At 42.4% G+C, this 25,369-nt stretch carries 23 protein-coding genes, 1 tRNA gene and 2 rRNA genes; 17 read left to right on the top strand and 9 right to left on the bottom strand.

Going from position 1 to position 25,369, the window contains the following annotated elements:
* The 11 genes from N2317_04635 to N2317_04685 all read left to right on the top strand — a co-directional run.
* A 23S ribosomal RNA gene (locus tag N2317_04635) occupies positions 1-277 on the top strand; the annotation flags it as partial.
* 75 nt (positions 278-352) lie between these two features.
* Positions 353-469 (top strand): 5S ribosomal RNA (gene rrf / locus N2317_04640).
* A gap of 133 nt (positions 470-602) precedes the next feature.
* Positions 603-1,355 (top strand): YebC/PmpR family DNA-binding transcriptional regulator, encoded by a 753-nt coding sequence (locus N2317_04645; GenBank protein ID MCX7816782.1) that lies wholly within the window; start codon positions 603-605, stop codon positions 1,353-1,355.
* Positions 1,355-1,882: a crossover junction endodeoxyribonuclease RuvC gene (gene ruvC, locus N2317_04650; protein ID MCX7816783.1), complete on the top strand. Its 528-nt coding sequence runs from the start codon at positions 1,355-1,357 to the stop codon at positions 1,880-1,882. Before N2317_04645 ends, ruvC begins: the two co-directional genes overlap by 1 nt.
* Before the next feature lie 2 nt (positions 1,883-1,884).
* Complete coding sequence (gene ruvA, locus N2317_04655; GenBank protein MCX7816784.1) at positions 1,885-2,493, top strand: Holliday junction branch migration protein RuvA; 609 nt, start codon at positions 1,885-1,887, stop codon at positions 2,491-2,493.
* A 30-nt stretch (positions 2,494-2,523) separates the two neighbouring features.
* Positions 2,524-3,525, top strand: coding sequence for a Holliday junction branch migration DNA helicase RuvB (gene ruvB, locus N2317_04660; protein MCX7816785.1), 1,002 nt, complete (start codon positions 2,524-2,526; stop codon positions 3,523-3,525).
* 6 nt (positions 3,526-3,531) lie between these two features.
* Complete coding sequence (locus N2317_04665) at positions 3,532-4,071, top strand: epoxyqueuosine reductase QueH (GenBank protein ID MCX7816786.1); 540 nt, start codon at positions 3,532-3,534, stop codon at positions 4,069-4,071.
* Between the two features lie 161 nt (positions 4,072-4,232).
* A complete protein-coding gene (gene lpxC, locus N2317_04670) occupies positions 4,233-5,159 on the top strand; it encodes a UDP-3-O-acyl-N-acetylglucosamine deacetylase (GenBank protein MCX7816787.1) in 927 nt (308 codons plus the stop codon).
* Positions 5,160-5,220: 61 nt separating this feature from the next.
* Positions 5,221-5,817, top strand: coding sequence for a DUF4390 domain-containing protein (locus N2317_04675; GenBank protein MCX7816788.1), 597 nt, complete (start codon positions 5,221-5,223; stop codon positions 5,815-5,817).
* A 6-nt stretch (positions 5,818-5,823) separates the two neighbouring features.
* Positions 5,824-8,022, top strand: coding sequence for an ATP-binding protein (locus N2317_04680; GenBank protein ID MCX7816789.1), 2,199 nt, complete (start codon positions 5,824-5,826; stop codon positions 8,020-8,022).
* A gap of 20 nt (positions 8,023-8,042) precedes the next feature.
* On the top strand, positions 8,043-9,419 hold the full coding sequence (locus N2317_04685) for a sigma-54 dependent transcriptional regulator (protein MCX7816790.1): 1,377 nt from the start codon (positions 8,043-8,045) through the stop codon (positions 9,417-9,419).
* On the opposite strand, the gene N2317_04690 is transcribed toward N2317_04685, so the two are convergent.
* The 8 genes from N2317_04690 to N2317_04725 are packed head-to-tail and all read right to left on the bottom strand — an operon-like array spanning position 9,405 to position 18,050.
* Positions 9,405-10,364 carry a flippase-like domain-containing protein gene (locus N2317_04690; GenBank protein ID MCX7816791.1) on the bottom strand — a complete coding sequence of 320 codons (960 nt, stop codon included), beginning with the start codon at positions 10,362-10,364 and terminating at the stop codon, positions 9,405-9,407. The two genes, N2317_04685 and N2317_04690, sit on opposite strands and share 15 nt — an antisense overlap.
* A gap of 49 nt (positions 10,365-10,413) precedes the next feature.
* A complete protein-coding gene (locus N2317_04695) occupies positions 10,414-11,535 on the bottom strand; it encodes an ABC transporter permease (GenBank protein ID MCX7816792.1) in 1,122 nt (373 codons plus the stop codon).
* Positions 11,532-12,683 carry an ABC transporter permease gene (locus N2317_04700; GenBank protein MCX7816793.1) on the bottom strand — a complete coding sequence of 384 codons (1,152 nt, stop codon included), beginning with the start codon at positions 12,681-12,683 and terminating at the stop codon, positions 11,532-11,534. The genes N2317_04695 and N2317_04700 overlap by 4 nt, the downstream gene beginning before the upstream one ends.
* Before the next feature lies 1 nt (position 12,684).
* The gene (locus tag N2317_04705) at positions 12,685-13,452 is read right to left on the bottom strand and encodes an ABC transporter ATP-binding protein (GenBank protein MCX7816794.1); all 768 of its coding nucleotides are present in this window, start codon (positions 13,450-13,452) and stop codon (positions 12,685-12,687) included.
* A gap of 32 nt (positions 13,453-13,484) precedes the next feature.
* Complete coding sequence (locus N2317_04710; GenBank protein MCX7816795.1) at positions 13,485-14,222, bottom strand: ABC transporter ATP-binding protein; 738 nt, start codon at positions 14,220-14,222, stop codon at positions 13,485-13,487.
* Positions 14,210-15,220, bottom strand: coding sequence for an HlyD family efflux transporter periplasmic adaptor subunit (locus tag N2317_04715; GenBank protein ID MCX7816796.1), 1,011 nt, complete (start codon positions 15,218-15,220; stop codon positions 14,210-14,212). Before N2317_04715 ends, N2317_04710 begins: the two co-directional genes overlap by 13 nt.
* A 9-nt stretch (positions 15,221-15,229) precedes the next feature.
* Entirely contained in the window at positions 15,230-17,584 is a 2,355-nt protein-coding gene (gene lon / locus N2317_04720) for an endopeptidase La (protein ID MCX7816797.1), read from the bottom strand.
* A gap of 13 nt (positions 17,585-17,597) precedes the next feature.
* Positions 17,598-18,050, bottom strand: coding sequence for an Hsp20/alpha crystallin family protein (locus tag N2317_04725; protein ID MCX7816798.1), 453 nt, complete (start codon positions 18,048-18,050; stop codon positions 17,598-17,600).
* Positions 18,051-18,208: 158 nt separating this feature from the next.
* Here N2317_04725 and N2317_04730 point away from each other — a divergent pair, with 158 nt between their 5' ends.
* From N2317_04730 to N2317_04740, 3 genes are read left to right on the top strand one after another with little or no spacing between them, the layout of a single operon-like run.
* A complete protein-coding gene (locus tag N2317_04730) occupies positions 18,209-18,979 on the top strand; it encodes a protein phosphatase 2C domain-containing protein (GenBank protein MCX7816799.1) in 771 nt (256 codons plus the stop codon).
* 6 nt (positions 18,980-18,985) lie between these two features.
* Positions 18,986-19,393, top strand: coding sequence for a hypothetical protein (locus tag N2317_04735; GenBank protein ID MCX7816800.1), 408 nt, complete (start codon positions 18,986-18,988; stop codon positions 19,391-19,393).
* Complete coding sequence (locus N2317_04740) at positions 19,380-21,671, top strand: GAF domain-containing protein (GenBank protein MCX7816801.1); 2,292 nt, start codon at positions 19,380-19,382, stop codon at positions 21,669-21,671. Before N2317_04735 ends, N2317_04740 begins: the two co-directional genes overlap by 14 nt.
* An 89-nt stretch (positions 21,672-21,760) precedes the next feature.
* Here the strand turns inward: N2317_04740 and N2317_04745 are convergent.
* Positions 21,761-21,836: transfer RNA gene (locus N2317_04745), tRNA-Thr, on the bottom strand.
* 510 nt (positions 21,837-22,346) lie between these two features.
* Here N2317_04745 and N2317_04750 point away from each other — a divergent pair.
* The 3 genes from N2317_04750 to N2317_04760 all read left to right on the top strand — a co-directional run bounded on the left by N2317_04750 (position 22,347) and on the right by N2317_04760 (position 25,354).
* Positions 22,347-22,610 (top strand): hypothetical protein, encoded by a 264-nt coding sequence (locus N2317_04750; GenBank protein MCX7816802.1) that lies wholly within the window; start codon positions 22,347-22,349, stop codon positions 22,608-22,610.
* An 18-nt stretch (positions 22,611-22,628) separates the two neighbouring features.
* Positions 22,629-22,811, top strand: a complete 183-nt coding sequence (locus N2317_04755; GenBank protein MCX7816803.1) for a hypothetical protein — start codon at positions 22,629-22,631, stop codon at positions 22,809-22,811.
* Positions 22,812-23,062: 251 nt separating this feature from the next.
* The gene (locus N2317_04760) at positions 23,063-25,354 is read left to right on the top strand and encodes an adenylate/guanylate cyclase domain-containing protein (GenBank protein MCX7816804.1); all 2,292 of its coding nucleotides are present in this window, start codon (positions 23,063-23,065) and stop codon (positions 25,352-25,354) included.
* Positions 25,355-25,369: the final 15 nt, after the last annotated feature.

Consider the following 25,369-nt stretch of genomic DNA (forward strand, 5'->3'; position numbering starts at 1 on the left):
ATATTTGAGAGGAGCTGACCCTAGTACGAGAGGACCGGGTTGGACGAACCGATGGTGTTCCAGTTGTCGCGCCAGCGGCATAGCTGGGTAGCCAAGTTCGGAAGGGATAACCGCTGAAAGCATCTAAGCGGGAAGCCCCCCTCAAGATGAGATATCCCTCTCAGTGGAGACACTGAGACTGAAGGCCCCTCGTAGACGACGAGGTTGATAGGTCGGGTGTGTAAGCGCAGCAATGCGTTGAGCTTACCGATACTAATCGGCCGAGCGGCTTGACCATAAGCTAATCTAAAACATTTCTTTTCACGTATGCAATTGTTGACAATACGTAAAGATTTTGAACTGAAAACAATGTTTCGGTGGCTATAGCAGAGAGGAAACACCCGTTCCCATCCCGAACACGGAAGTTAAGCTCTCTTGCGCCGATGGTACTGCACGGGGGACCGTGTGGGAGAGTAGGTCGCTGCCGAGACAATGCAATGACCCCCTTAAGTTTTGAGGGGGTTTTTTATTTTTGGAATATTCTGATTTCTGTGGTATATCTTTCGTAGCTTACTCTTACGAATTCAGCCATAATAAACAATGAATTCTGAAGGAGAAAGTTCATGTCTGGCCATTCCAAATGGAGTACAATAAAGAGAAAAAAAGGGACCCTTGACGCGAAAAGGGGAAAGATTTTTACAAAATTGATAAGAGAGATAACTCTCGCTGCTCGATTAGGTGGGGGTGATCCTGATGGTAATCCGAGATTACGTCAGGCTATAATGGCGGCCAAAGATGAAAATATGCCTAAGGAAAACATAGAAAGGGCAATAAAAAAGGCACTAGGAGAGGATGGAAGCAATATTAGTGCACTGGAAGAGATTACCTATGAAGGTTACGGTCCAGGAGGCGTGGCAATTTTAGTTGAAGTTATGACGGATAATAGGAATCGGACAGCTGCAGAGATCAGACACATATTTTCCAAGTACGGGGGTAATCTGGGTGAAACTGGTTGTGTGTCTTGGATGTTTGAAAAAAAGGGCACTATTCTCATTGATAAAAAAGAAATTTCTGAGGATGAGATTATGGAAATAGCCCTTGAGGCTGGAGCTGATGATGTTAAAGAAGGGGAAAACGAGTATGAGGTCATAACTTCTCCAGGTGCTTTTGAAACAGTAAGAAAAGTTATTGAAGATCGAAGAATAAAAATTCTTTCAGCGCGAATTGGCATGGTACCGCTTAACACGGTGAAGCTGACCGGGGAGAAAGCGATACAGATGTTAAAGATGATGGAAAAGTTCGAAGACAACGACGATGTTCAAAACGTTTATGCGAATTTTGATATCCCTGATGAGATAATTGAGAAAATGAGCTGATGGTTGTATTGGGAGTGGATCCGGGAAGTGTGGTGACAGGTTACGGCGTCATACGCAGCGAATCGAGCGATCTGATACCTGTCAGTTATGGTGAGTTCGTGGTTGGAAAAGGTGAAACTTTATCCTTTTTTTTGATGCGTTTATTTGAAAATTTGAAGAAGATTATAAACGAAACATGTCCCGATGTGATGGCTATCGAACAGATTTTTTTGGGGAAAAATGTAAAAAGTCTTATCAAGCAAGGGCATGTCCGAGGTGTAATCATTCTTGCAGGATCATCGTACGGTTTACCTGTGTATGAGTACAGTTCCTTGGAGGTGAAGAAAGCTGTAACTGGATATGGTCGGGCAGGGAAGAGTCAGGTACAAAGAATGGTTCAGAGGATACTCGGGATCACGGAAATCCCTGGAGAAGATGCAGCAGATGCGCTGGCTGTTGCCTTGTGTCATGTACAGCTGCAGGGCTTTTTAACGCGGATCAATATGGGTCAAATGAAAACTACATACGGAATGCCACGCAGGTTATAAAGGTGATTGCTCATATATGTGGGACATTAGTTCAAAAAAACCTTTCTCAAATTGTCGTTGATGTTCATGGTGTTGGATACTTAGTGCACATTTCTCTTAACACATATTATGAACTACCCAATGTTGGCGAAAAAGTAACTCTTTATATTCACACTTACCTCCGGGATCATACAATTACTCTTTACGGTTTTTTGAGAAACGAGGAGTGTGTTATTTTTCAACAGATGATTTCTGTTTCCGGCATTGGCCCGCGTTTGGCGATGAATATACTGTCGGGTATGCCTTCCGTGGGTGAATTGATAAAAGCTATTTGTGACCGAGATGTGAAGCGTTTGACTGCAATTCCAGGGGTTGGCCGTAAGATGGGAGAACGTTTGGTCCTTGAACTTAAAGAGAGGGTTGATAAATTATCGGAGTATTTAGCTGATGTGGGTGTTTATAGAGGAACGGACTATGAAAAGATTAAGGAAGACGTACTTTCCGCACTAATAAATTTAGGGTACAAAAAAAATCAAGCAAAGCTGGCTATTGAAGAAACTTTGGTGGAGCTAGACGATAAGCCCACGATGGAAGAGCTACTCAGGGGAACGCTTCGTAGATTGGCCAGTTAATTATTTGAAATGTCTACTAGAAGTTCAATAATGTGGAAGTGTGAGGATGAGGAGTTAAGAAACTACGAGAGAACTCTCCGTCCGAAGAGTTTAAAGGAGTTTGTGGGTCAGGAGAAAGTGAAAAATAACCTTTCTATTTTTATAGAGGCGGCAAAGAAGAGGGGGGAAGCCCTTGACCATGTGCTTTTATCAGGACCGCCAGGGTTGGGAAAAACAACCCTAGCATATATAATAGCTAGGGAATTAAATGTGGATATTAAGGTAACTTCGGGACCGGTAATTGAAAGACCCGGTGATCTAGCTGCTATTCTTACCAACCTCCAGGAAAATGACATACTTTTCATAGACGAAATCCATCGTTTGCCCCACATTGTTGAAGAGTTGCTCTATCCTGCGATGGAAGATTTCCATATCGATATTATAATCGGACAGGGCCCATCAGCGCGCTCCATGAAGTTGAAGATACCAAACTTTACTTTGATAGGAGCTACAACAAGGGCAGGACTTTTGACTTCACCTTTGAGGGATCGGTTTGGAATAAGTTTTCGGTTTGATTATTATTCGCCGGAGGAACTGAGTGTGATTCTTAAGAGATCGGCTCAAATACTTTCTGTGCCTATTGATGACGAAGGTGCAATTGAGCTGGCAAAGAGGTCTCGTGGGACGCCGCGGATTGCGAACAGACTCTTACGGAGAGTTCGAGATTATGCTCAGGTTCGGTGTGAGGGAGTAATTAATAGAAATGTGGTTATGGAAGCGCTAGACCTTTTTGAAGTGGATGATCGAGGTTTCGATGCTATGGATAGGTTGATATTACTCACACTCATAGATAAGTTCAACGGGGGGCCAGCAGGTATAGATAGTTTGTCAGCGGTAATTGGTGAGGAAAAGGCAACTCTTGAGGATGTGTATGAACCGTATTTGATTCAGGAGGGTTATCTCCAGAGGACAGCCCGTGGCCGAGTTGCAACTAGGCTTGCTTACGAGCATTTCGGTCGTGACTGGAAAGGAAACAATCAGGGTGGTCTTTAAAGCATAATGCACTCTGAAAAAACTATATTGCTGCACGTATGTTGTGGTCCCTGTACCATATACCCTTTGAAAAAACTTTCCTCGGAAGGCTATGAGGTTATTGGGTTTTTCTTTAATCCCAACATCCATCCCTACTCTGAATATATAAGGAGGAGGGATGCTCTTTTAGCTTTTGCGTATCAAAAAGGGTTAAAGGTTATTCAGGAAGACAGGTATTTGCCGGAATTGTACTTTAGGGGGGTTGCCTTTCGTGAAGACACTCGTTGCTTTTTCTGTTATGAAATGCGTCTTCGAGAAACGGCGCAAAAGGCGAAAGAAATGGGAATAGATTCATTTTCCACAACTATGCTTTACAGCCGATATCAGAAACACGGGAAAATAAAAGAATTAGGGGAAAAAATAGCTCAGGATGTAAAGCTATCTTTTGTATACAGAGATTTTCGGGTTGGTTGGAAAGAAGGTATCGAAGAGTCCAGATCAAAGGGTATGTATAGACAGCATTATTGTGGTTGCATTTATAGTGAACGTGAGCGTTATAAATTTTAAATGTGTCCATTTTGCAACACTGCGTTCGGTTGTATGTAGATAGTGGTTCCCAATCATTTCGAAAACATTGAGAAATTAAAGTATTAGTTTTTTATAGGTTATGGGTATGGTATTTGCTTTTGGTTCGGCAAAATTGGAAGTAGGGAGAAGAGTCTATCACAATGGTAGTTGGGGAACAGAAAACTGTAGGTGACGTGATAAACTGTCGTGGTATTGGTTTGCACACTGGTCGAAAAGTGGGAATGGTTATCAAGCCGGCGATGGTCGATCAGGGTATTGTTTTTGTAAGAAAGGATCTCCCGGATGAACCTTTCATAGTAGCTCGTGTTGATGTTGTGAGAGATACAACTCTGGCTACGACCATAGGTTTAGACGGTGTTACAGTTTCTACAATTGAACATCTAATGTCTGCACTTAATGGAATGGGTATTGATAATGCTATTGTAGAACTGGACTCTTATGAAGTTCCGATAATGGATGGGAGTGCGCTTCCTTTTGTCAATATGTTGAAAGAGGTGGGAGTGAAATTTTTGGGGAAACATAGGAAGGTGCTAGTTGTGAAAGAACCTGTTTCAGTTAGTGACGACAATGGTTCTGCAATGTTTTTGCCATCTAGCGATTTTAAGATAACCTATACTATAGATTTCGACCATCCTCTGATAGGTCGTCAAACCTATACTCTCACTATGTCTGAGTCGAATTATGTTAATGAAATATGTGCTGCGAGGACCTTTGGGTTCCTAAAGGATGTGGAGTACCTGCAAGCTGTTGGCCTTGCCCTCGGAGGATCGTTGAAGAATGCAGTTGTTTTAGATGAACGTCGTGTCATCAATAAAGAGGGTTTGCGGTTCCCCGATGAGTTCGTTCGGCATAAGATACTTGATGCTATTGGGGATTTATCACTTCTGGGTTGTCCGGTAAGGGGTCATTTCATTGCTTACAGATCCGGGCATCGTTTGAATAACATGCTTTTGAAAGAGCTCCTTCGGAGAAGGGAGGCATGGGTTCTCGTTGAGAGAGACAATGTTACGGTTAGAGCAGATTCCCTTCGCATCGAGGGAATTACTGCACGTTTATCAACCTCCTGATTTTCAGATATAAATACAATACCCTTGATTTTTCCCAGCTGTTTCCATACGATTAGTTGTTATGTTTATTCCGGTGGAGGGGAAAAAATCATTTAAGAGACGCAAGGGTATTGTTTCTATTTTTTTTGTCCTTATTTTCTGTCTTATACTCTTCTCTACGTCTGCTGCAGAAAAGGCAAGTATAGTCGATATAGCAGTTACACCCCAGAATGGGGTATTGCTGGTGTTTGCGCGTCTTATGGGTTGTTTTACGTCGGGAATGGAATCAGCTATTATGGCTGGGGTTCCTATAACTTTTACTTTTTATTTTCGGGTTTACAAAGAAAGGTCTTTTTGGTTCGATAATTGTATCGCCCAAACGGAAATCAAATACACTCTTAAGTACGACATTCTTAAGAAAGTTTTTTTCATTTATTCGTCAGTATCCTCTGAAAAAGTGGTTTTCTATGACTTGCAAAGTGCGGAAAAAGCAATGTCTGAGTTTACGGGCCGTATATCTCTTCAAGAGAATGTTGTTTCTGGCAATGATAACTATTATATACTGATGAAGGTAAAATTGGATAATGTTAAACTTCCCTTTCAGCTGGAAAAGATCTTGTTTTTCGTGTCGTTGTGGGACTTTGAGACGCCATGGTACAAGTATTATCTAAGGTTTTGAGGCGATATGAGTGACTACCTTGAACTGAAGGAGAAGAAAAGGCGGCGTCGCGAAAGAATATTAATTCCCGTTGTTTTCGCTGTCATCATAATCTTGACCTTTTTGGAGGTCAAGATTATGCGTCATGAAGTTCTGTTGCCCATTTCAGGTAATGTTTTAATTTTTGGTCTGATTAATATAAATCTTGTACTGATAATTCTTTTGATTTTTTTAATAACGAGGAATGTTGTAAAGCTATTTTTCGAGACGAGAAAGGGTATTCTTGGCTCGAGGCTTAGAACAAAACTTGTTGGCGCTTTTGTTCTACTTTCTTTGGTACCTACCTTTGCTCTCTTCATCGTTTCAATAAATTTTTTGTCGTACAGTGTGGAAAGCTGGTTTAATCTTAAAATAGGAGAAACACTGGATACTACGGTTGAATTAGCACAAAACGCTTATAATCAAACAGCAGATCATGCAAAGTTCTACGCGAGGCAAATAAGTAAAGACATAACCGAGAACCGTCTGTACGACCGAGACAGAGATATTTACCTGAAGACACTGATTTCTCAGAGGTTGGAGCGTTTTAACTTAAGTTATCTTGAAGTTTTTTTTGATAGTACAAGAGCGAAAGTTGTGGCTCAAAACCTCGCTACTGCTCCTATTGGATCAGTCGCAATAACTGCCAAAGAATTGGAAGATGTTTTTTCAGGCAAGGAGATATACACTGTAAATAGTTTTTCCACTGGTGATCTTGTTCTAGCTGTAGTGCCGGTTTATTCAGAACTTGCGGCTGACGAAATAGTAGGTGTGGTGATAGCGGGGCATTTCATACCAAAAGATATCGTTGATAAAATGGCGGCTATTACTAAAACATCTGAAGACTACAGACAAATTTTGCTCCTTAAACGTCCTATAAAGTTTAGTTATACTATAACATTGCTAGTAATTACGTTGCTTATAATTTTCTTGGCTACATGGTTTGGTATTGTGCTTGCGAGGGGTATCACCGAGCCAATACAGAGTCTTGCTGAAGCGACAAAGAGAATAGCTGCTGGTGACCTTGATTACCATATAAGTATCAAATCGGAGGATGAAATAGGCACTTTTGTAAACTCTTTCAACTACATGACAAGGGAGCTTAAAAAGAGCAAAGAATCTCTAGAGATGGCCAATCTTAATCTCGAAAAGAGAAAAGCATACATGGAAGCAGTTTTAAAGCACGTGTCCGCTGGTGTGATTTCTCTAGACAATCTGAATGTAATTTCCACGATTAATAAAGCCGCTGAGAATATGTTGAAAGTTAAGTCTGAGGAAGTTCTATATAGATTTTATGCGGATGTGTTTGGAACACAGATCAAATGCCTGATCGATGATCTTATTCAGGAGTTGAGTGAGAGTAGAGGTGAGGCAGTAGAGAAACAGATCGACATAGCCTCTGAAGATAGATCTATGTCGGTTCGGGCTACCGCCACAAGGATTTTGGATGATGAAGGTAACTCCCTGGGTGTGGTTATTCTTTTGGAAGACTTAACTCAGGTTCAAATAGCAGAGCGTGTTGCGGCATGGAGAGAGGTTGCCCGGAGGATGGCCCACGAAATTAAAAACCCCTTGACACCCATTCAGCTTTCCGCACAGAGGTTACAGAGAAAATACGGTGATTACTTAGGGGCGGAGGGATCTGTGCTTATGGAGTGTACTCAGACTATAATAAATCAGGTGGATGTGCTTAAGAATCTCGTTAACGCTTTCTCCCGTTATGCCCGTATGCCTGTAACGTCATTGTCTTTGAATGATTTGAACGCTGCAGTTTCAGAAGTTGTAGCGCTTTTTCAGGATGCTCACAGGGATATCGTCTTCACCTTATCACGGGATGAGCAGCTGCCCCTTGTAAATATTGATCCGGAGCAGATAAAGAGGGTGATGGTAAATTTATTAGACAATGCTGTTGATGCTATAAAAGGGCCAGGAGGGCGGATCGAAGTTCGGACGATATACGATAAGACGATGCGCAAAGCGATAGTTGAAGTTGCGGACAACGGTTGTGGTGTTCCGCCAAGCTATAAGGTTAAAATATTTGAACCTTACTTCTCTACAAAGAGGTCGGGTTCTGGTTTAGGCTTGGCAATTGTAAGCTCAATAATAGGCGATCATCGGGGACAGATAAGTATCCGAGATAATCATCCCGGAGGTACAGTTGTATCGTTCGAAATACCTGTGCTTTAGGTGGAGATTAAAGAGTAATTATGAGCAAAACAATACTGGTAGTTGATGATGAAGTAGCCATTTGCTCCTCATTGGGGGCTATACTTAGAGATGAGGGGTACGATGTGATTACCGCGACGAGTGGTGAAGAGGCTCTCAAGATAATAGATGAAGAACTACCCGATCTTGTCCTTTTGGATATATGGCTCCCTGGAATGGATGGGATTGAGACTTTGAAGGTCATAAGAGAGGAATACCCATCTATACGTGTGATAATGATGTCAGGTCACGGTACGATAGAGACAGCAGTGAAAGCAACCAAGCTGGGAGCGTTTGATTTTATAGAGAAACCTCTTCACCTGGATAAGGTTATCCTGCTCGTAAAGCACGCCCTGGATATGGTGCATTTGGAAGAGGAGAATGTATTTCTTAAATCAAAAATTTCCCAGGATTATGAAATAATTGGGAACAGTCCGGCTACGATGGAATTGAAAGAAGCTATAAGTATTATAGCACCGACAAATGCATGGGTGCTCATTATGGGCGAGAACGGAACGGGGAAGGAGTTGGTAGCCAGAGCGATTCATCGTATGAGCCGCCGCGCTTCCAAGCCGTTTATTGAGGTAAATTGTGCTGCCATTCCTGAGGAATTGATAGAGAGTGAACTTTTTGGTCATGAGAAAGGTGCTTTTACAGGTGCGACTCAAAAGAAGAGGGGAAAATTTGATTTGGCTCATGAAGGAACGATATTTCTTGACGAAGTTGCCGATATGTCCCTTAAGGCACAGGCAAAGATACTCCGTATTTTGCAAGAGAAGAGGTTTGAAAGGGTGGGTGGAACCAAGATGATTCATGTAGATGTACGGGTTATTGCAGCAACGAACAAAGAGCTTGAAAAGGAGATGGAAAGTGGAAGGTTCCGCCAGGATCTTTACTATAGATTGAATGTTATTCCCCTCCATATTGCACCCCTGAGGGAACGAAAAGAGGATATTCCCCCTCTTGTTCACCATTTTTTGAAAGAGTTTTCGGTTAAAGAAGGTTTGCCGGAAAAGACTATAACGAGTGAGGCCATGGAAATCTTGATGCAGCACTCATGGCCAGGCAACGTAAGGGAATTAAAAAATGTTATCGAGAGATTGGTAATAATGGTCCCCGGAGATGTGATACGGGGGAGAGATATTCCGTTTCTGTCGCGGGGTAACCATTATGAGTCTTTGGAGAATTTCCCTTATAATTACGGTACTCTGAGGGAGGCTAAGAGGGAGTTTGAGAAACAGTTTATACTTAGAAAGCTGAAGGAATTTGATGGTAACATTTCAAAAACGGCGGAAGCAATAGGTGTGGAGCGAAGTAATTTACACAGGAAGATACGAAGTTATGGTATTGAAATAAAGGAAGACTCATATTTTTCTTAATTCGGCAATTGAAATGCTGTTGGAAGGTAGAAAAGGTAATCCTAGAAGTACCGTGATCATTATTGAGATGAAATGGTAGATGATAGCAAATGAAAGAGCCAGATCCTTTTGTATGCCAAAGATGGAGAGTCCGAAAACACAAGCGTAGTGCCAATTTCCCAAATATCCAGGGGCAGTGGGTAGAGAAATCGCGGTTATCAGAATAATCATGACAGTTAGGGCGGCGATGAAAGAAATTTCCAGTCCAACAGCCTTGAGTGTGGAGTAGAGTGCAAGTGTATTAACGAGCCAGAATAACAAGGAAAAAACGAAAGATCCTAAGAGAATTCTAGGCATTACTAGGATTTTTGATCCTTCCACGATGGAAAGTAGAAAGTTCCTTACTCTAGATTGGAAATTCTCTGATTGTGATAATCTATTCACAAGGGATAGTGGGTCATTGTTCAGTTTTAAAGTGAGTATGACCAAGGTGGATACAACAGTTAAAACCAGAATGAATATTACTACACTTGATTGAATTATCGAGTTTGGGAGGGGTATACAGAATAAAACGAAAACGAGGAATAATAGTAATGTGAGAAAGTCCAGGATTCTTTCCACGATTATTGTTCCCAGTGCGGTACCTGTGGGGATGTTACTTTTTTTAGAAATGAGGTATGGGCGAACCAGCTCTCCTAGGCGTGCAGGGATGGCTATTATGAAAAGAAAGCCTACATTTGTGACACTGAAGAGAGTGAAAAAATTTACCTTTTGTAAAGGACTAAGGAGAATACCCCATCGGTACGATCTTATCACTTGCATAATAATCATGAGGCTGGAAGCGAGTAGAAGATACCGAAATTTGATGTTTTGAAAGCCGTTGAGTACTGAGTCAATGGGTATATCCCTGAAAGATAAATAAATGAGGAAAGAACTTATCACCGAGCCTACAATGAACTTCTTCATATTAGATCCTCTTCGGTTTGATGCGTAAAATCATAAACCATTGATGAAATCAATCAAGGCGCTTCTTAAAGCGTATTGTTGCCGCTGTGAGGAAGAATGTGCTCAGAACACCTAAGGCGAGAAACTGAGGCCACAGAATATCCATACCTATTCCCTTTAAGAATACACCTCTTATAATAACCAGTATGTAACGGAAAGGATTTATGTATGTGATCCACTGAACAACAATGGGCATGTTGGCGATGGGGAAGATGAATCCAGATAGCAACAGCGACGGTTGAATGAAAAAAAATGTGGTCATCATGGCCTGTTGTTGTGTTTCAGAAATAGTGGATATAAAAAGACCAATTCCGATGCTGCTCAGAAGGAAAAGGAAAACTCCAAGAAAGAGGGCGAAAATGCTTCCGCGCATGGGTAAGTCAAACCAGTAGATCGCGAATAAAGCAACAAATATCATCTGAAGCAGAGAAATAATTATGTATGGGATCGTCTTACCTATTATAATTTCGTAGGCCTTTATGGGAGTGACTATTAGTTGCTCCATGGTACCCTTTTCCTTTTCTTTTATGATGGCCATGGAAGTGAATAGAAGAGAAATGAGCATGACAACAAATGCTACAATACCTGGGACGAAGAAATTTCTGCTATAAATATTGGGGTTGTACCATGTCCGCAGACGGAAATCGATGTTTGGGAACAAAAGCTCATGGGGGTATATTTCTTTCAAAAACTGCTGGTTTAGTCTCTCGATAATTGCTGTGGCATATGCCACCCGAGTGGCTGCCATGTTGCTTACTGAGCCGTCAACCAGTATCTGTACCTGGGCTGTTTCACCTCGACGTATCTTTTCGCTGAAATTAGGGGGAAACTTGATCACCATGTCTGTCTTGCCTTTCAGGAGTAGTTTTTCGTGTTCTATGGGCCAGTCATTTTCGTGAACAACCTTGAAAATTTTATTTCCCGTAAATGCATCTTTGGTGATTCTGCTCTCCCGACTTTTAGACTGGTCGTGTATCGCCAGTCGAATGTACTTAAGGTCAAAGTTTATCACATAACCAAAAACTATAATTTGAACGATAGGAACCAGGATGAGGATATGTCTGACTCTTTTGTCCCTAAACAACTGGGTAAACTCTTTGCGAATCATCTCCCCTAATCTAGTGAAATTCACTCAAGCCCCTCCTTTCTCAATTGTGCCCATGTAAGAAATCCTAGAAGTGAGGCCATTAATAGAAGCACAATGATGTCTGTCCATATCATTGATAGAGGGAGATCTTTAAGGTAAACGCATTTGAGAACGTCGATGAAATACGTGGCGGGAACCACATATGAAATGGGTTGTATGGGTGCCGGCATGTTTGTTATTGGGAATATGAAGTCGGAGAGAAGCATTGATGGCAGAAAGGTTACAAGTGGGGCTATCTGATTTGCGATTAACTGGGATTTTGCCACAGTCGATATTAGTAAACCTAAACTTATGGCAACCCAAAGGTATAGCATAACGGTTAAAATTGTTACCCAGAAATTGCCCTTCATAACTATACCAAACAGGAGCTGACCCAGAAGAATGGCTATCAAGACGTCAACAAGTGTAATGAAAAAATAAGGAAGAGCTTTGCCAAAAAAGAATTCACCAGCACTTATGGGCAATGTTTTAATGGTTTCCATGGTTCCATTTTCATATTCTCTTGCAATGACAAGTGAGGTAATCATTGCGCCGGCTATCATAATTATAACCCCTATGATGCCAGGGACTATGAGGTTTCGACTTTCGAGATCTTCATTGAACCATATCCGAAATCTGGCTTCCAAAGGCGGTTTTAATAGTTCAATGCCCTGCCAGTTTAAAAATTCCATGAGGAGTTTTTTATTTTGTTTTTCAATAAATGCTGTAATGTAGGCTAGGGCAATGTTAGCAAAGTTTGGATCAGAACCGTCCAGTATAACCTGTATGGGAGCTTTACGGTTAGACTTTATATTTTCACTGAAATCATGAGGAATTGTTATAATTATCGCAACTTTACCAGCATCAAGGTAGTGCGATAATGTTTTATCGTTGTCAAAATGAGCGGTAACGTGAAAATAAGGCGAGGCTTCCAGGTGGCGTATAAAGTCGCGGCTGAGTAATGAACGGTCATAATCTAAAACGGCAATTTCTACGTTTTCCACATCAAGACTTAATGCGTATCCGAAAAGCAGGGTGAGTAGAATCGGGAGAAAAAAGGATAAGTAAAGTCCCCGGAAATCTCTTATGATATGGTAGATTTCTTTCCTGGAAAGGGCGTAAATTTTCCTCAGAAACCCATCAACATTAGACATGTCAAGTATTTGCAGCAATAATGTTTATAAACGCATCGTTCAAATCGGCGTTTTTTCTATGGGGACAAGCCTGTGCTATGATTTCTTCCGGCATACCTGTTGCAACTATACGTCCGGCGTTCATCATTGCAATTCTGTTGCAATTTCTCGCTTCGTCCATGTAATGCGTAGTTAGAAGAACCGTAACACCTTCATCAGTTATTTGCTCGATAAGTTTCCAGAATCGCTTCCTCGTTGCAGGGTCCACTCCTGATGTCGGCTCATCAAGAAATAGTATTGAGGGTTTATGAATTAACGCGCATCCTAGAGCGAGCCGTTGTCTCCACCCCTGAGGGAGTTCACCGGTAATCCTTTTGCGCATATCCCCTACATTTGTCATTTCGATAATCCAGTCTATCCTCTCTCGCCATAGCGTTTTTGGTACGGTGTAGATTCCGAGGTAAAAGCGGAGATTTTCCTCAAGTGTAAGATCTTCATAAAGAGAAAACTTCTGCGACATATAACCTATAGATTTCTTTATCTCCTCCGTTTGAGTGTAAATGTTGAAGCCGGCTACCCATCCCTCTCCCGCAGTCGGCGTGATGATGCCGCAGAGCATCCTGATAGTGGTTGTTTTACCCGAACCGTTCGCTCCTAAAAGTCCAAAAATTTCTCCCTTTTTTACAGAGAAACTGACTCCGTTAACGGCCGTAAAGTTGCCAAAGCGTTTAACAAGGTTGTTCACCACAATGGTTTCATTTTTTTCTTCCCTCTGCTGACCATTTGCCATCTTTTTCACCCAGTTTGATTTTGGGATGTTTTTTATCGGTCATGTGCCTCAATTCTGGCTATCATTGCTGATTCGAGATCAGGGAAGTTATTTTGGAAAGAAGAGGGAGTGTCAAAAGTTAGTATTTTGCCCCTGTGCATTAGCGCGAGGAAATCGCAATAATTGACCTCATCGATGTAAGTTGTAGAAATAATTATGGTAATTCCTCTGTCCCTCATTCTATCCAAGATTCTCCAAAATTCTCTCCGGGAAACAGGGTCTACGCCGCTCGTGGGTTCATCTAGAATGAGAAGCTTGGGTTCGTTGACAAGTACGCATGCCAAAGCGAGCTTCTGTTTCATTCCTCCGGAAAGCTCTCTTGTCAATCTATCGGTAAAGGGTAACAGATTGGAAAATTTAAGATATTTTTCTTTCAATTCTTCTCTTTTGTGTTTTGGAATGCCATATATATCCATAAAGAATTGTAAATTTTCTTGAACGGTGAGATCTAAGTATAGACCGAAACGCTGAGGCATATAGCCTATTAGGTTTTTAACTTTTTTCCTATTTTGGATTGGGTCTAGTCCGAAGATAGTAATCCGGCCAGAAGTGGGTGGGATCACCGTTGCGAGCATTTTGAGCATGGTGGATTTACCTGAACCATCTGAGCCAAACAGACCGGTGATCGTTCCTTCTTTTATTTCAAAACTCACGTTGTCGACGGCAACAATGGATGGGTGAAAGATACAGGACACACTTTCCACTTTAACACACATGGCTATCTTAACCAAGCGTCTGCAGGCATTCCTGTTTTCAGTTCTAGATGGGGATTGGGGATAGAGATCTTCACAAGGTAAACAAGTTTAACTCTTTCCTTTTTTGTCTGAATAATTTTAGGCGTGAATTCTCCCTCTGGAGATACAAATACAACCGTGCCCCTGTATACTTTATCCGGGAATGTATCCACTTTCACATCTACCGGTTGGCCAGGTTTTACCTTACCTATGTTGGTCTCTTCGACGAAGATCTTCAGTTCTACGTTTCGCAAGTCTGCAATTGTAAAGACTTCTCTTGAAGGATTAACTACTTCACCTGGTTCCACGTTACGGCTTGTGATAACTCCATCAAAGGGTGCTTTCAATTTTGCGTAACTTAGCTGAAGCTTGCATTGATCGACCATTGCCTTTGCCTGGTTTATCTGGGCCTTTGTAGCCTCAATCTCCTTTTTAGTTGCGTCGATCTTGCCCAGATTTCCCAGAGCGGTGTGCAAGATTGCTTCAGCTTCCATCCGGCGAGCGCTAGCTGTTTCGGCATGGAGACGCACAGCATCTCTGTCCTTCTCAGAGACAATCTGCTGAACAAACAGGCTTTCGTATCGATTTTTGTTCCGCAAAGCATCTTCTTCTGTTTTCTTTGCTGCTTCTAGTGCGGCAGTAGCCCTTGTGACTTCCGCTGGTAGTGTTGTTGAATAAATGCGAAGGAGCTGTTCCAGATACTGGTATGTTTTGGTTACCCTTTCCAGATTAGCTTTTGACTGATCGCACCACGTCTGTATTTCTGACGTGTCAATTTCTGCAAGGGTTTGATCCTTAGTTACAAACTCTCCCTCTTTTGCATGAACAAAGGTAACACGGCCGCTTATCTGAAATGCGATACGCGATTCTTTTGCTTCGATTGTGCCTGAGTAATAGTTCTCTGACTGCTTGATCTTCCACTGTCCCCAATAAACGAGCAACGCTACAGTAATGAGCAGCCCAATGAAAGAAAAAATTATAAACTTTTTCTTCAACGGTTACCTCTAACTCGCCAGAAGACCTGCAGCTCTAAGAACGTCCATCGTATCATCCACGAATATGAATTCCATATCCCTTTTTGTTTTAGCTGGTATATCTTCAAGATCTTTCTGATTCCATTTAGGAAGGATGACTGTTTTTACGCCTGCCCGGTGGGCGGCGAGAACCTTTTCTTTTATGCCTCCAACGGGAAGAACAAGCCCTCTGAGGGTGATTTCCCCTGTCATGGCAATATTTTTCTTTACGGTTTTATTCGTTAAGAGGGATGTGAGTGCTGTGAGAATGGTAACGCCAGCTGATGGGCCATCTTTCGGTATGGCACCGGATGGCACGTGTATGTGGATGTCCAGTTTATCGAAGAAGTTTTTATCTATACCGAGGGAATCTGCGTTTGATCTTATATAACTGAGTGCGGCGGTTGCCGATTCCTTCATGACATCTCCCAGTTGTCCCGTCATTGTGAGTCCTTTATTACCCGGCATAGCCGTCGCCTCAACGAACAACAATTCGCCACCTGTGGGTGTCCAGGCAAGTCCCATTACTACCCCGGGTTTTGAGGTTCTTATTGCTGTTTCTTGAAAAGTGCGGATTGGCCCGAGATATCGAGGCACATCCTTCTGACGGATAACTGTCTTCCCGGTGTAACCTTCAGCCACCGCACAGGCTACACCCCTGCAGATTGCCGCAATTTCCCGTTCCAGACCCCGCACACCGGCCTCTCTGGTATATCCTGATATTATTAGTTTGATAGCGCCGTTGGTAAAAGATATCCGTTCTTCCGTTAATCCATTTTCTCTTATCTGTCTTGGAATGAGGTATCTTCTTGCGATTTGCAGTTTCTCTTCGCTTGTGTAACTTGCTAGTTCAATGATTTCGAGGCGGTCTCTAAGTGCTGGAGGAATAGTGTCAAGAACGTTGGCTGTGGTAATGAACATTACGTGGGATAGATCAAATGGTAGATCAAGATAATGATCTACGAAAGAGTAGTTTTGGGCAGGATCGAGTACCTCAAGGAGCGCCGATGAGGGATCACCGCGAAAATCGCTCCCAACTTTATCTATCTCATCTAGCATGAAAACAGGGTTGTTACTCTCAGCCCTTCTGATGCCTTGGATGATTCTTCCTGGTAAGGCTCCAATATAAGTACGCCTGTGCCCTCTGATCTCTGCTTCATCCCTAACACCTCCAAGAGCTATTCTCACAAACTTACGGCCTAGTGCACGCGCTATGGATTGTCCGAGGGAGGTTTTCCCCGTTCCTGGCGGACCTACAAAGCACAAGATGGGTCCCTTAGTGTCCGGTTTCAATTTTCTCACCGCAAGGTATTCGATAATTCTTTTTTTCGGTTTTTCAAGGCCGTAGTGATCTTCATCAAGTACAAACCTTGCTTTTTTTATGTCCAGATTGTCTTCAGTATGTTCTCTCCAAGGTAGGGCGATAATCCAATCTAAATACGTGGACGAAACGGTATATTCCGCTGATGATGGATGCATCCTTTCTAGTCGGTTTAACTCCCTTTCAGCCTCTTTCCGCACCTCATCGGGTAGATCTTTCTCGGCAAGTCGTTTTCTGTACTCTTCAATATCTGGCCGTGCTTCCTCCGTTTCACCTAGCTCCTTTCGGATTGCGTTCAGTTGCTGCCTTAGGAAATACTCTCTCTGGCTTTTCTCCATGTCGCTTTTAACCTGGGATTGGATTTTATTGCCCAATTCCAGTATTTCTATCTGATGATTAACCAGACGCGTAACTTCTCGTAGTCTTTCTTTAACGTTCAGTATTTCCAGCACAGCCTGCTTTTCCTCTGTGGTTACATTGATTATAGAGGCAACGAGATCTGCTAAAACTCCCGGTTCCGTAATGTTTTTTGCCATGGCTGCGAATTCTTGAGGCATAAATGGAGTCAATTTGACCACCCGGTCAAAGAGGTTGGTCAGGTTGACCATTAGTGCTTCAACTTCGATATCTTTGATTTCCTGATCTTCCAGAGGTTCTATCCGAGCTTGAAGATAGGGCTGACCTTCGATGAATTCGATTATGCGGTACCTGCAAACTCCTTGCACCAGTAACTGCGCTCGCTTTTCAAATCCTTTTGCCATTTTCAAGATGATACCCACAGTTCCTATGCTGTAAAAGTCTTCAGGTCGGCAATTCATTTCTAGGGGTGGTTTCTTCGCAAGGATCAGTCCGATTAAACGGTCCTTTGCCATAGCTTCGTCAACTAACTGTAGGGATTGGTCACCGAAGACTTCCATAGGCATGAGCATTTTGGGGAAAACTAGAATATTGAACATAGGAAGTATGGGGATTATTTCAGGAATTTGAATCGTTCTTATGTCATCTGATGTTCTAGGGTTAATCATCTCATCCTCACATTTAAGGTTTGGTAATAGGAACTCTCTTTCGGACATCCTCTTCTTTTCTCTTGGGAATGTGAATTTCCAGTAAACCGTTACTGTATACAGCCTCTATGTTTTCAAGGTCGATGGGTTCTGAGAATGTTAATTGTCGCTCAAAGTATCCGTAGGGTATCTCCGCGAGATGGTAACGTATTGTTCCTGGTAGGAAATTGTGGTCACGTTTGCCATAGATTTTCACTTTTCGTTGACTTACCTCGAGGTGGATATCTTCTTTTCGCACGCCCGCGAGGTCGACAAGCATCAAAATCTCGTCAGGGGTTTCGTACATGTCTACGTGGGGACGCCATGTGTTGGTGCCCAAGGAAAAAAGGGAAGTGCTTGATACCAAGATTGTACCCTGGAGAAAATCAACCGTTTCCTCGTTCTCTGTTTGTTGTTCTTTATGAAATTTTATCTTTATGTAGCTCATATGAGTTACTCCCAAAAATTTTGAAATATCTTATCCGAGTATATGATGTTGTCAATCTAAAATATTGCTTGCTCCATTAGTCTGGAAAAAGAATGGTTGACCACTCGTTGTAAATTGGTTTAGTCTGTGAAAAAAGTCATTTTAAAAAGGTGATTGTGTTGTCCTGCCGAGTGTTCCTTGAAGCCTCGTGGCTCACCGATGTAGGATTAGTTAGGCCTATTAACGAAGATAGTTTGTACTGTGATGTTGAGAAGGGAATTTTCATCGTGGCTGATGGTTTGGGTGGACACAGAGCAGGTGAAGTTGCAAGTTCGCTTGCGGTCAAAATAATTGGAGATTTACTCCAGAATAGTGTTCTCGATGGGACAACAATAGTCGATATACAATCCATTTTATCGGATGCTATTCTCCGAGCCCATAAAGAGATCAAGTTGAAAGGTACATCTGATCCCCGGTTGCACGGTATGGGTACTACTATTAGTATTGCTGTTGTGCGGGAAAATGAGGCAATAATCGCCCACTGTGGTGATAGCAGGGTATACCATTATCGCGAGCGTCTTCGAAGAATCACCATTGATCACACAATGGGAACCTACCTTGTTAGGGAAAAAGGAATACCAGAAAATTTTGTCCCTAGTTTCTATTGGAATATTTTGACAAAGTCGCTTGGAGCCGATGATGATCCTTCACCGGACATGAATATCGTAGAGTTGGAGGATAATGATATCTTGCTTCTCTGTACTGACGGTCTGACCGGTATGATATCGGATGATGAAATCGAAAGGGAAATTAAAATATACTCGAGCAACCTCAGATTTTTGGCGGAAAGGTTGGTGTCGGAGGCCAAGATGAGGGGTGGCCATGATAATATCACAGTAATTGTAGTTAGATACATGTTGCGAAGCGGGCGTGATCTTTGGAGGAGGTAGTATTCCATGTGTAAGCCCGAAAATGAAATCTATCTTAAAGAGACGATTGTTCGTTTACGTGAGGCATTGGAGAAAGAACGTCAGTTAAGGGAAGATGCAGAAAATAGATTTGAAAGTATGAAGAATGAAGAAATAAGATATTTGCGGGAGACTATCCAAAAGATACGTGAAGAGATGGAACGCCTTTTATTAGAGAAGGAAAAGGAAAAACAGGAGGCAATGAGTACTGCAATGAATGAAGTTTACCAACTTAGAGGCATGGTTGAGTGCCTGAGACGGGCATTAGAAGAAGAAAAGGCTCGGCACGATTCACAATTGGCCGAAATGATCCGACTCCATAGGGAAGAGATAGGTCAATTGCAGGATACAATAAAAGTACTGCGAGGCATTTTGGAGAACAATGAAAAGAAATAGCCATCAATTAAGTAATTTTGCCAACACTGCAGATACGGCTGTGTTGGTGCGCCTACACGAAGCGGAATTGCTCTTGAGTATATCCAGAACACTGGCTACTTTTGAACAATTGGATGAGATGCTCAATTACCTTCTGAAGGTTACCACGAATGAAATAGGAGCAGACCGGGGAACGATTTTTCTCGAAGATACTGAAACGGGTGAGCTCTATTCCTATATTGCTCAAGGTGACTTAAGGTCTGAAATTCGCATACCTAGGGATTCAGGTATCGCTGGTTATGTTTTTACCTCAGGCAAAGCCGTGATTGTTTCAAATGCTTACAAAGACCCTCGTTTTAACAGAACGGTGGATGAGAAAACAGGTTATAAAACGAAGGATATTCTCTGTGTTCCCATACGAACGATGAAGGGCAAATTGCTTGGTGTTGCTCAGATGCTAAACAAAAAGGATGGTAAGTTTTCCAGAAAGGATATGCAGCTTCTTATGGCTATGACGTCTCAGGCGGCGATCGTGCTGGAAAGTTTCGATGTTATAGTCAGAATGCAAAAGGTTAGAAATCAGGAAATGGCTTTCTACGAGCTTGTATCCAGTATTACCGCGGAAATTGAGCTTGGAAACCTTCTCAAAAAAGTCATGTCTGAAGCCACAAAGATGCTAAATGCAGAACGTTCAACCCTTTTTCTGAACGATGAAAAAAGGGGTGAGTTGTTCTCAAAAATAGGTGAGGGTCTCGGGTCAATAGAGATACGATTTCCCAATAACATGGGTATCGCCGGTGCTGTGTTTACATCCGGTGAAACGATAAATATACCATATGCATACGCCGATTTACGTTTCAATCCAGCTTTTGATAAGCAAACAGGATTTTTTACCAGATCTATTCTGTGTATCCCTGTGGTGAATAAGGCTGGTAAGATAATAGGTGTTACCCAAGTCCTGAATAAAAGGGGTGGGCATTTCACTAAAGATGACGAGGCCCGTTTACGGGCCTTTACCGCTCAAATTGCTATAGCTCTGGAGAATGCTAAACTTTTCAATGATATCCAGAACATGAAAAACTACAGTGATAGTATGCTGGAAAGCATGTCCAATGGTGTTATAACGCTGGATGAGAACAGAAAAATAGTTACATGTAACCAGGCAGCTTTGAGCATGTTTGGTATTACGCCAGCGGACATTCTCAATAAGAGAGCAGATGAATTCTTTTCAGAGAGCAACCAGTGGATAATGGAGAGGGTGAGGTTTGTGGAAGAAACGCGAAAGACGGATTCACAGATAGATGTGGTTTTGCGTACGGAAAAGGCTACGATATCGGCAAACCTTACGATTTGCCCTCTCACAAGTGTAGAGGGTAAGCATCTGGGAACAATGATAGTAATCGATGATATCAGTGCTGAAAAGAGGATGAAAACAACCATGTCCCGATATATGGATCCTATTTTGGCTGGTCAAATACTGGAAAGTTCAGAGGATATTCTTGGTGGTAAAAACATGCTGGCTACCATTCTTTTTTCAGACATCCGTCAGTTCACTGCAATGAGTGAGGCACTAGGTCCACAGGGGACTGTATCACTTCTCAATGAATACTTCACTCTGATGGTAGAGTGTATCCAAAAGGAGGGGGGTATGCTGGATAAGTTCATCGGTGATGCTATTATGGCAGCTTTTGGTGTGCCAATTCCTCACGAAGACGATGAAGATAGGGCGGTGCGAGCGGCTATAGCAATGGTGAAAACCCTTGACGAATGGAACAAAGAGAGGATCAAAAGAGGAGAGAAACCTGTTCAGATAGGTATTGGATTGAATACAGATATAGTTGTTTCTGGAAATATTGGATCACCAAGACGCATGGATTATACCCTAATAGGTGATGGAGTTAATCTGGCCTCCCGATTAGAAGGATTGTGCAAAAAATACTACGCCCGCATCCTCTTGAGTGAGCATACATACAGGAGACTAAAGGGTACGTACAGAATCCGGGAGGTGGACAGGGTTGTGGTAAAGGGGAAAAGTGAAACAGTGGGGGTTTTCGAGGTTCTTGACTATCACACCGAAAACTCGTTTCCAAACATGATGAATGCAATTGCGTACTTTCATGATGGGTTAAAACTATACAGAAAAAAAGCTTGGGATAAGGCAATCGATGCCTTCGCGGAGGCATCTCACCTTGTACCAACAGATCAGCTGAGTCGGGTATACATAGACCGTTGTCTTTACTTCAAACAGCATCCTCCGGGTGAGGATTGGGACGGTATCTGGATTATGGATGATAAGTAACCTCTGCGGTTTGAGGAGTGGGCCTTTCTAGACATGCAGTTAGGAGCTGCAGATTACACCTCAGGTAGCTGCAGCTCCAATAACTTCACTGGAGCCGATGGGCGGATTCGAACCGCCGACCTAGTGATTACGAATCACTTGCTCTGCCGGCTGAGCTACATCGGCATTGCATTTGCATTTATCTCACGTGCTCAACCTTGTCAAGCCTATTATTATCAAACGTACGAAGATGAAGTTCAACCGCATCCCTGACGTTGACATATAGATTCTGCTGTTTTATTATAAAAATGTAAGTAGTATCTTTTCCGTTTTGGTGTTCCGATCTCTTCGGTAACTTTTATTACTGTCCTTTGTTTCAGAAAAGGAGGGGCAGTCAACATAAAGGACAGAAAATAACATTCCCCAAGATTGGAGAGCTGATTTTTAATACCTTTTGAACTGTTTTTGCGGCTATTGTTAATTGCTTTTCTTTGAATTTCCCTGTTTGTGGAGTGCACTATTGCATCGGTTATAATCTCATGAAAGTGATATGTATGAGGGGATTTATCTCTGAAGTTACGGAGGGGGTGATAAATGGTCCGTTGGGAGGATCGCTGATCAAAAAAATTACGGTTTAGATCATTTTTGTGTGGAAGAAATACGGGGTAGCTAAGAACGGGAAAGGAGGAAAATATAATGTATCTAATGATGATATGCACTTGGGATCCAAAGGATGAACGAGAGGTGAGGACTCGTCGGGCCACATGGGAGTGGCCTGAGGAGGTGGAAGTCATATCGGAATTTTATGATTTGCAGGGTTGTCGTACGATCTATGTGATTAAAACAGATGAAAAAGGGTTGATAGCCACGAGGGCGGCGTGGATTGATATTTTGAGATTTGAGATATTCCCTGTATATCCCATAGGAGCCACTAAGGAGGCTTTGATGGGAAAAAAGTAAAAGGAAAGGAGGGCAACTATGGCTGCCTTTGAATTGAACCAGGAAGAAGCACGCCAGCTCCTGGAGGTTTTAGAACGATACTACCCTTCACTGAAAATCGAGCTGGCCAATACTGATGACCGCGAACTACGTCGGGCATTAAAGGCCAGAGAAGTTTTCATGAGGGAAATGATTGTAAGGCTTAGAGAGAAGCTACGCTGAGGGACTCTGTGTGATTAATTATAAGACAGGGCAGAGGTTAATCTCTCTGCCCTTCTTTATTAAGTCTCGTAATTTGGGATAGTGTTCTCAGGTGTAATGTGTTTGGTGGCTCTATTTTGGTTTCGAAAGCGAAATTAGGAGAGAACCTTTCAGGGTTTATGGTCTGAGAGGTCTAACAAAAAATATTCTTTGCCTTGACATTGGTGTAACCTTAACTTAAGAACAGATTGTTTCAAAAATAACGCGCAGAGGTGTACGCCGTTTTAAGATTCATTTCCTTAAAAACGTGGTTGAAGGGAAAACTAGGGCAACTCACGAAGGTTTCACCCACAAAGATAACTGTTCTCATTATAATTATTGCCATCATTGCCTTTTTTATAGATCCACCGTTTATGAGATTTATGGAATTGAAATCCCTTGATTTGCGGCTAGTGTCCCGGGGTAGGCTACCCACAACTGATGTTGTTGTTATCGCAGCTATAGATGAAAAAAGTTTAGGTGAAATAGGACGCTGGCCCTGGTCGCGGAAGGTTATTGCGAAGTTGGTTGAAAAATTGAAGTCTGATGGGGCAAAGGCAATTGCATTTGATATAGTTTTTTCCGAACCGGAAGAGAATCCTTCTATGAAGGTACTACAGGGACTCTCGGAAGAGCTCGGAGGTTTGGATTATGCTCTGAAAGACCGTTTATATAAGGTAATAAAAGCGAAGCGTGATGACCTTAGTCCTGATAAGGTTTTGGCTAAAGCTATCGAGAGGACTGGAAATGTTACTTTGGGGTACTTTTTTTATACCACAGCGAGAGAAGTGGCCCATCTGAAACCCGAGGAGATTGATATGGCAAGGGAGCTCATCAGTAACTCTCGGTATCCCATGGTCCAATCCAAAGGACAGGTTGATGAAAGGAATTTGATCCACGCTTATGCGGCAGTGGCGAACATAAAGGAACTCTCAGAAGTCGCCGTTAACAGTGGCTACTTTAATGCATACCCTGATTCTGATGGTGTTATTAGATGGTCCCCTCTAGTGGTAAAGTTTGGTGATGGTTACTACTATTCCCTGGCAATGGCGGCGTTGTTGCAATTTGCTGGTATGCCTATTGCGGGTGTTCGTCTAGCGGAATTCGGGGTTGAATCCATAATAGTGGAGAATATCTCAATTCCTGTGGATGAATCGGGAAGGATACTCATAAACTACCGTGGACCGGCAAAGACGTTCCCCCATTACTCAATAACGGATATACTTCACAACCGTCTTCCGCCCGATACTTTAAGGGATAAGATTGTCATTGTAGGAGCGACAGCCACCGGTATTTATGATCTCCGGGTGACTCCTTATAGTAGCGTGTATCCCGGGGTGGAAATTCATGCAAACGTCATTGATAACATTCTGGTGGGCGATTTTCTGAAGCGTACCAATTTTACCATTTTTCTAGACATGTGCGCTATTATCGTTTTGGGGATGATTGTAGGCTTAACAATACCACGTTTAAAAGCAGTTTTGAGTGTTATTGTGACTTTGTCTTTTTTGATAACTTTTATCTTTGTGAACACACTTCTCCTCGCTAAGTATCGTATTTGGTTGAACATGGTTTACCCAGTTGCCACAATAATTGTTATTTACACATTCATCACAGTTTATCGTTACGTAACAGAGGAGATGGAAAAGAAAAGAATTCGCAGTGCATTCCAGTATTACCTTACGCCTGCTGTAATTAACGAGATACTCCAAGATCCCTCAAAGTTGAAGCTGGGAGGCGATAAAAAAGAACTTACTGTGATGTTTTCCGATGTGCGCGGATTTACAACTATCTCAGAAAGCCTATCTCCTGAGGATCTAGTCAGTCTTCTGAATGAATACCTTTCGGAAATGACCAGGATTGTCTTCAAATATGACGGTCTACTGGACAAGTATATTGGAGATGCCATAATGGCTGTGTTTGGTGCTCCCATTGACCAGCACGACCATGCTTTAAGAGCTTGTAAAACAGCTCTGGATATGATGGAAAAATTGAAGGCTCTTCAGGATAAGTGGGAGCAAGAGGGAAGACCCCGACTGGATATTGGAATTGGTATTAACTCCGGAGATATGGTGGTAGGTAATATGGGTTCTGATATCCGGTTTGACTACACTGTGATGGGGGATAACGTAAATCTTGCTTCTCGTTTGGAAGGTATCAATAAGGAATATGGAACGCATATCGTGATAAGTGAGTATACGTATGAGAGAGTAAAAGATCATATGTTCTGCCGGGAGCTGGATGCAGTGCGGGTTAAAGGCAAGAAAATGCCTGTAAAGATTTATGAGCTCCTGTGTGAGAGAGAAAATAAGGATGCACATGAAAAGTACGTTAAGGTTTTTGAGGAAGCTTTGGATGCTTACAGGAGTTGCCAGTGGGATCGAGCTATTGCCCTTTTCGAAAAGGTGATTCAGATCAAGGGGGAAGATCCTCCATCGGAAGTTTATATCAAACGCTGTTTAGATTTGAAGGAGAATCCACCGGACCAGCCGTGGGATGGTGTCTATACAATGACGAAGAAATGACAAAAAAGGGGTTTT

The organism is Syntrophales bacterium (assembly GCA_026417625.1).
Taxonomy (GTDB): Bacteria; Desulfobacterota; Syntrophia; order Syntrophales; family UBA8958; genus JAOACW01.

Bases quoted from the DNA above. Each gene is read 5' to 3' on its own strand.
- lpxC (MCX7816787.1), top strand. From the start codon at position 4,233: ATGGTAGTTGGGGAACAGAAAACTGTAGGTGACGTGATAAACTGTCGT.
- N2317_04750 (MCX7816802.1), top strand. From the start codon at position 22,347: ATGTATCTAATGATGATATGCACTTGGGATCCAAAGGATGAACGAGAG.
- N2317_04645 (MCX7816782.1), top strand. From the start codon at position 603: ATGTCTGGCCATTCCAAATGGAGTACAATAAAGAGAAAAAAAGGGACC.
- N2317_04740 (MCX7816801.1), top strand. From the start codon at position 19,380: ATGAAAAGAAATAGCCATCAATTAAGTAATTTTGCCAACACTGCAGAT.
- N2317_04675 (MCX7816788.1), top strand. From the start codon at position 5,221: ATGTTTATTCCGGTGGAGGGGAAAAAATCATTTAAGAGACGCAAGGGT.
- ruvC (MCX7816783.1), top strand. From the start codon at position 1,355: ATGGTTGTATTGGGAGTGGATCCGGGAAGTGTGGTGACAGGTTACGGC.
- N2317_04665 (MCX7816786.1), top strand. From the start codon at position 3,532: ATGCACTCTGAAAAAACTATATTGCTGCACGTATGTTGTGGTCCCTGT.
- N2317_04685 (MCX7816790.1), top strand. From the start codon at position 8,043: ATGAGCAAAACAATACTGGTAGTTGATGATGAAGTAGCCATTTGCTCC.
- N2317_04680 (MCX7816789.1), top strand. From the start codon at position 5,824: ATGAGTGACTACCTTGAACTGAAGGAGAAGAAAAGGCGGCGTCGCGAA.
- N2317_04700 (MCX7816793.1), bottom strand. From the start codon at position 12,683: ATGTCTAATGTTGATGGGTTTCTGAGGAAAATTTACGCCCTTTCCAGG.
- N2317_04725 (MCX7816798.1), bottom strand. From the start codon at position 18,050: ATGAGCTACATAAAGATAAAATTTCATAAAGAACAACAAACAGAGAAC.
- ruvB (MCX7816785.1), top strand. From the start codon at position 2,524: ATGTGGAAGTGTGAGGATGAGGAGTTAAGAAACTACGAGAGAACTCTC.
- lon (MCX7816797.1), bottom strand. From the start codon at position 17,584: ATGATTAACCCTAGAACATCAGATGACATAAGAACGATTCAAATTCCT.
- N2317_04755 (MCX7816803.1), top strand. From the start codon at position 22,629: ATGGCTGCCTTTGAATTGAACCAGGAAGAAGCACGCCAGCTCCTGGAG.
- N2317_04735 (MCX7816800.1), top strand. From the start codon at position 18,986: ATGTGTAAGCCCGAAAATGAAATCTATCTTAAAGAGACGATTGTTCGT.
- N2317_04705 (MCX7816794.1), bottom strand. From the start codon at position 13,452: ATGGCAAATGGTCAGCAGAGGGAAGAAAAAAATGAAACCATTGTGGTG.
- N2317_04690 (MCX7816791.1), bottom strand. From the start codon at position 10,364: ATGAAGAAGTTCATTGTAGGCTCGGTGATAAGTTCTTTCCTCATTTAT.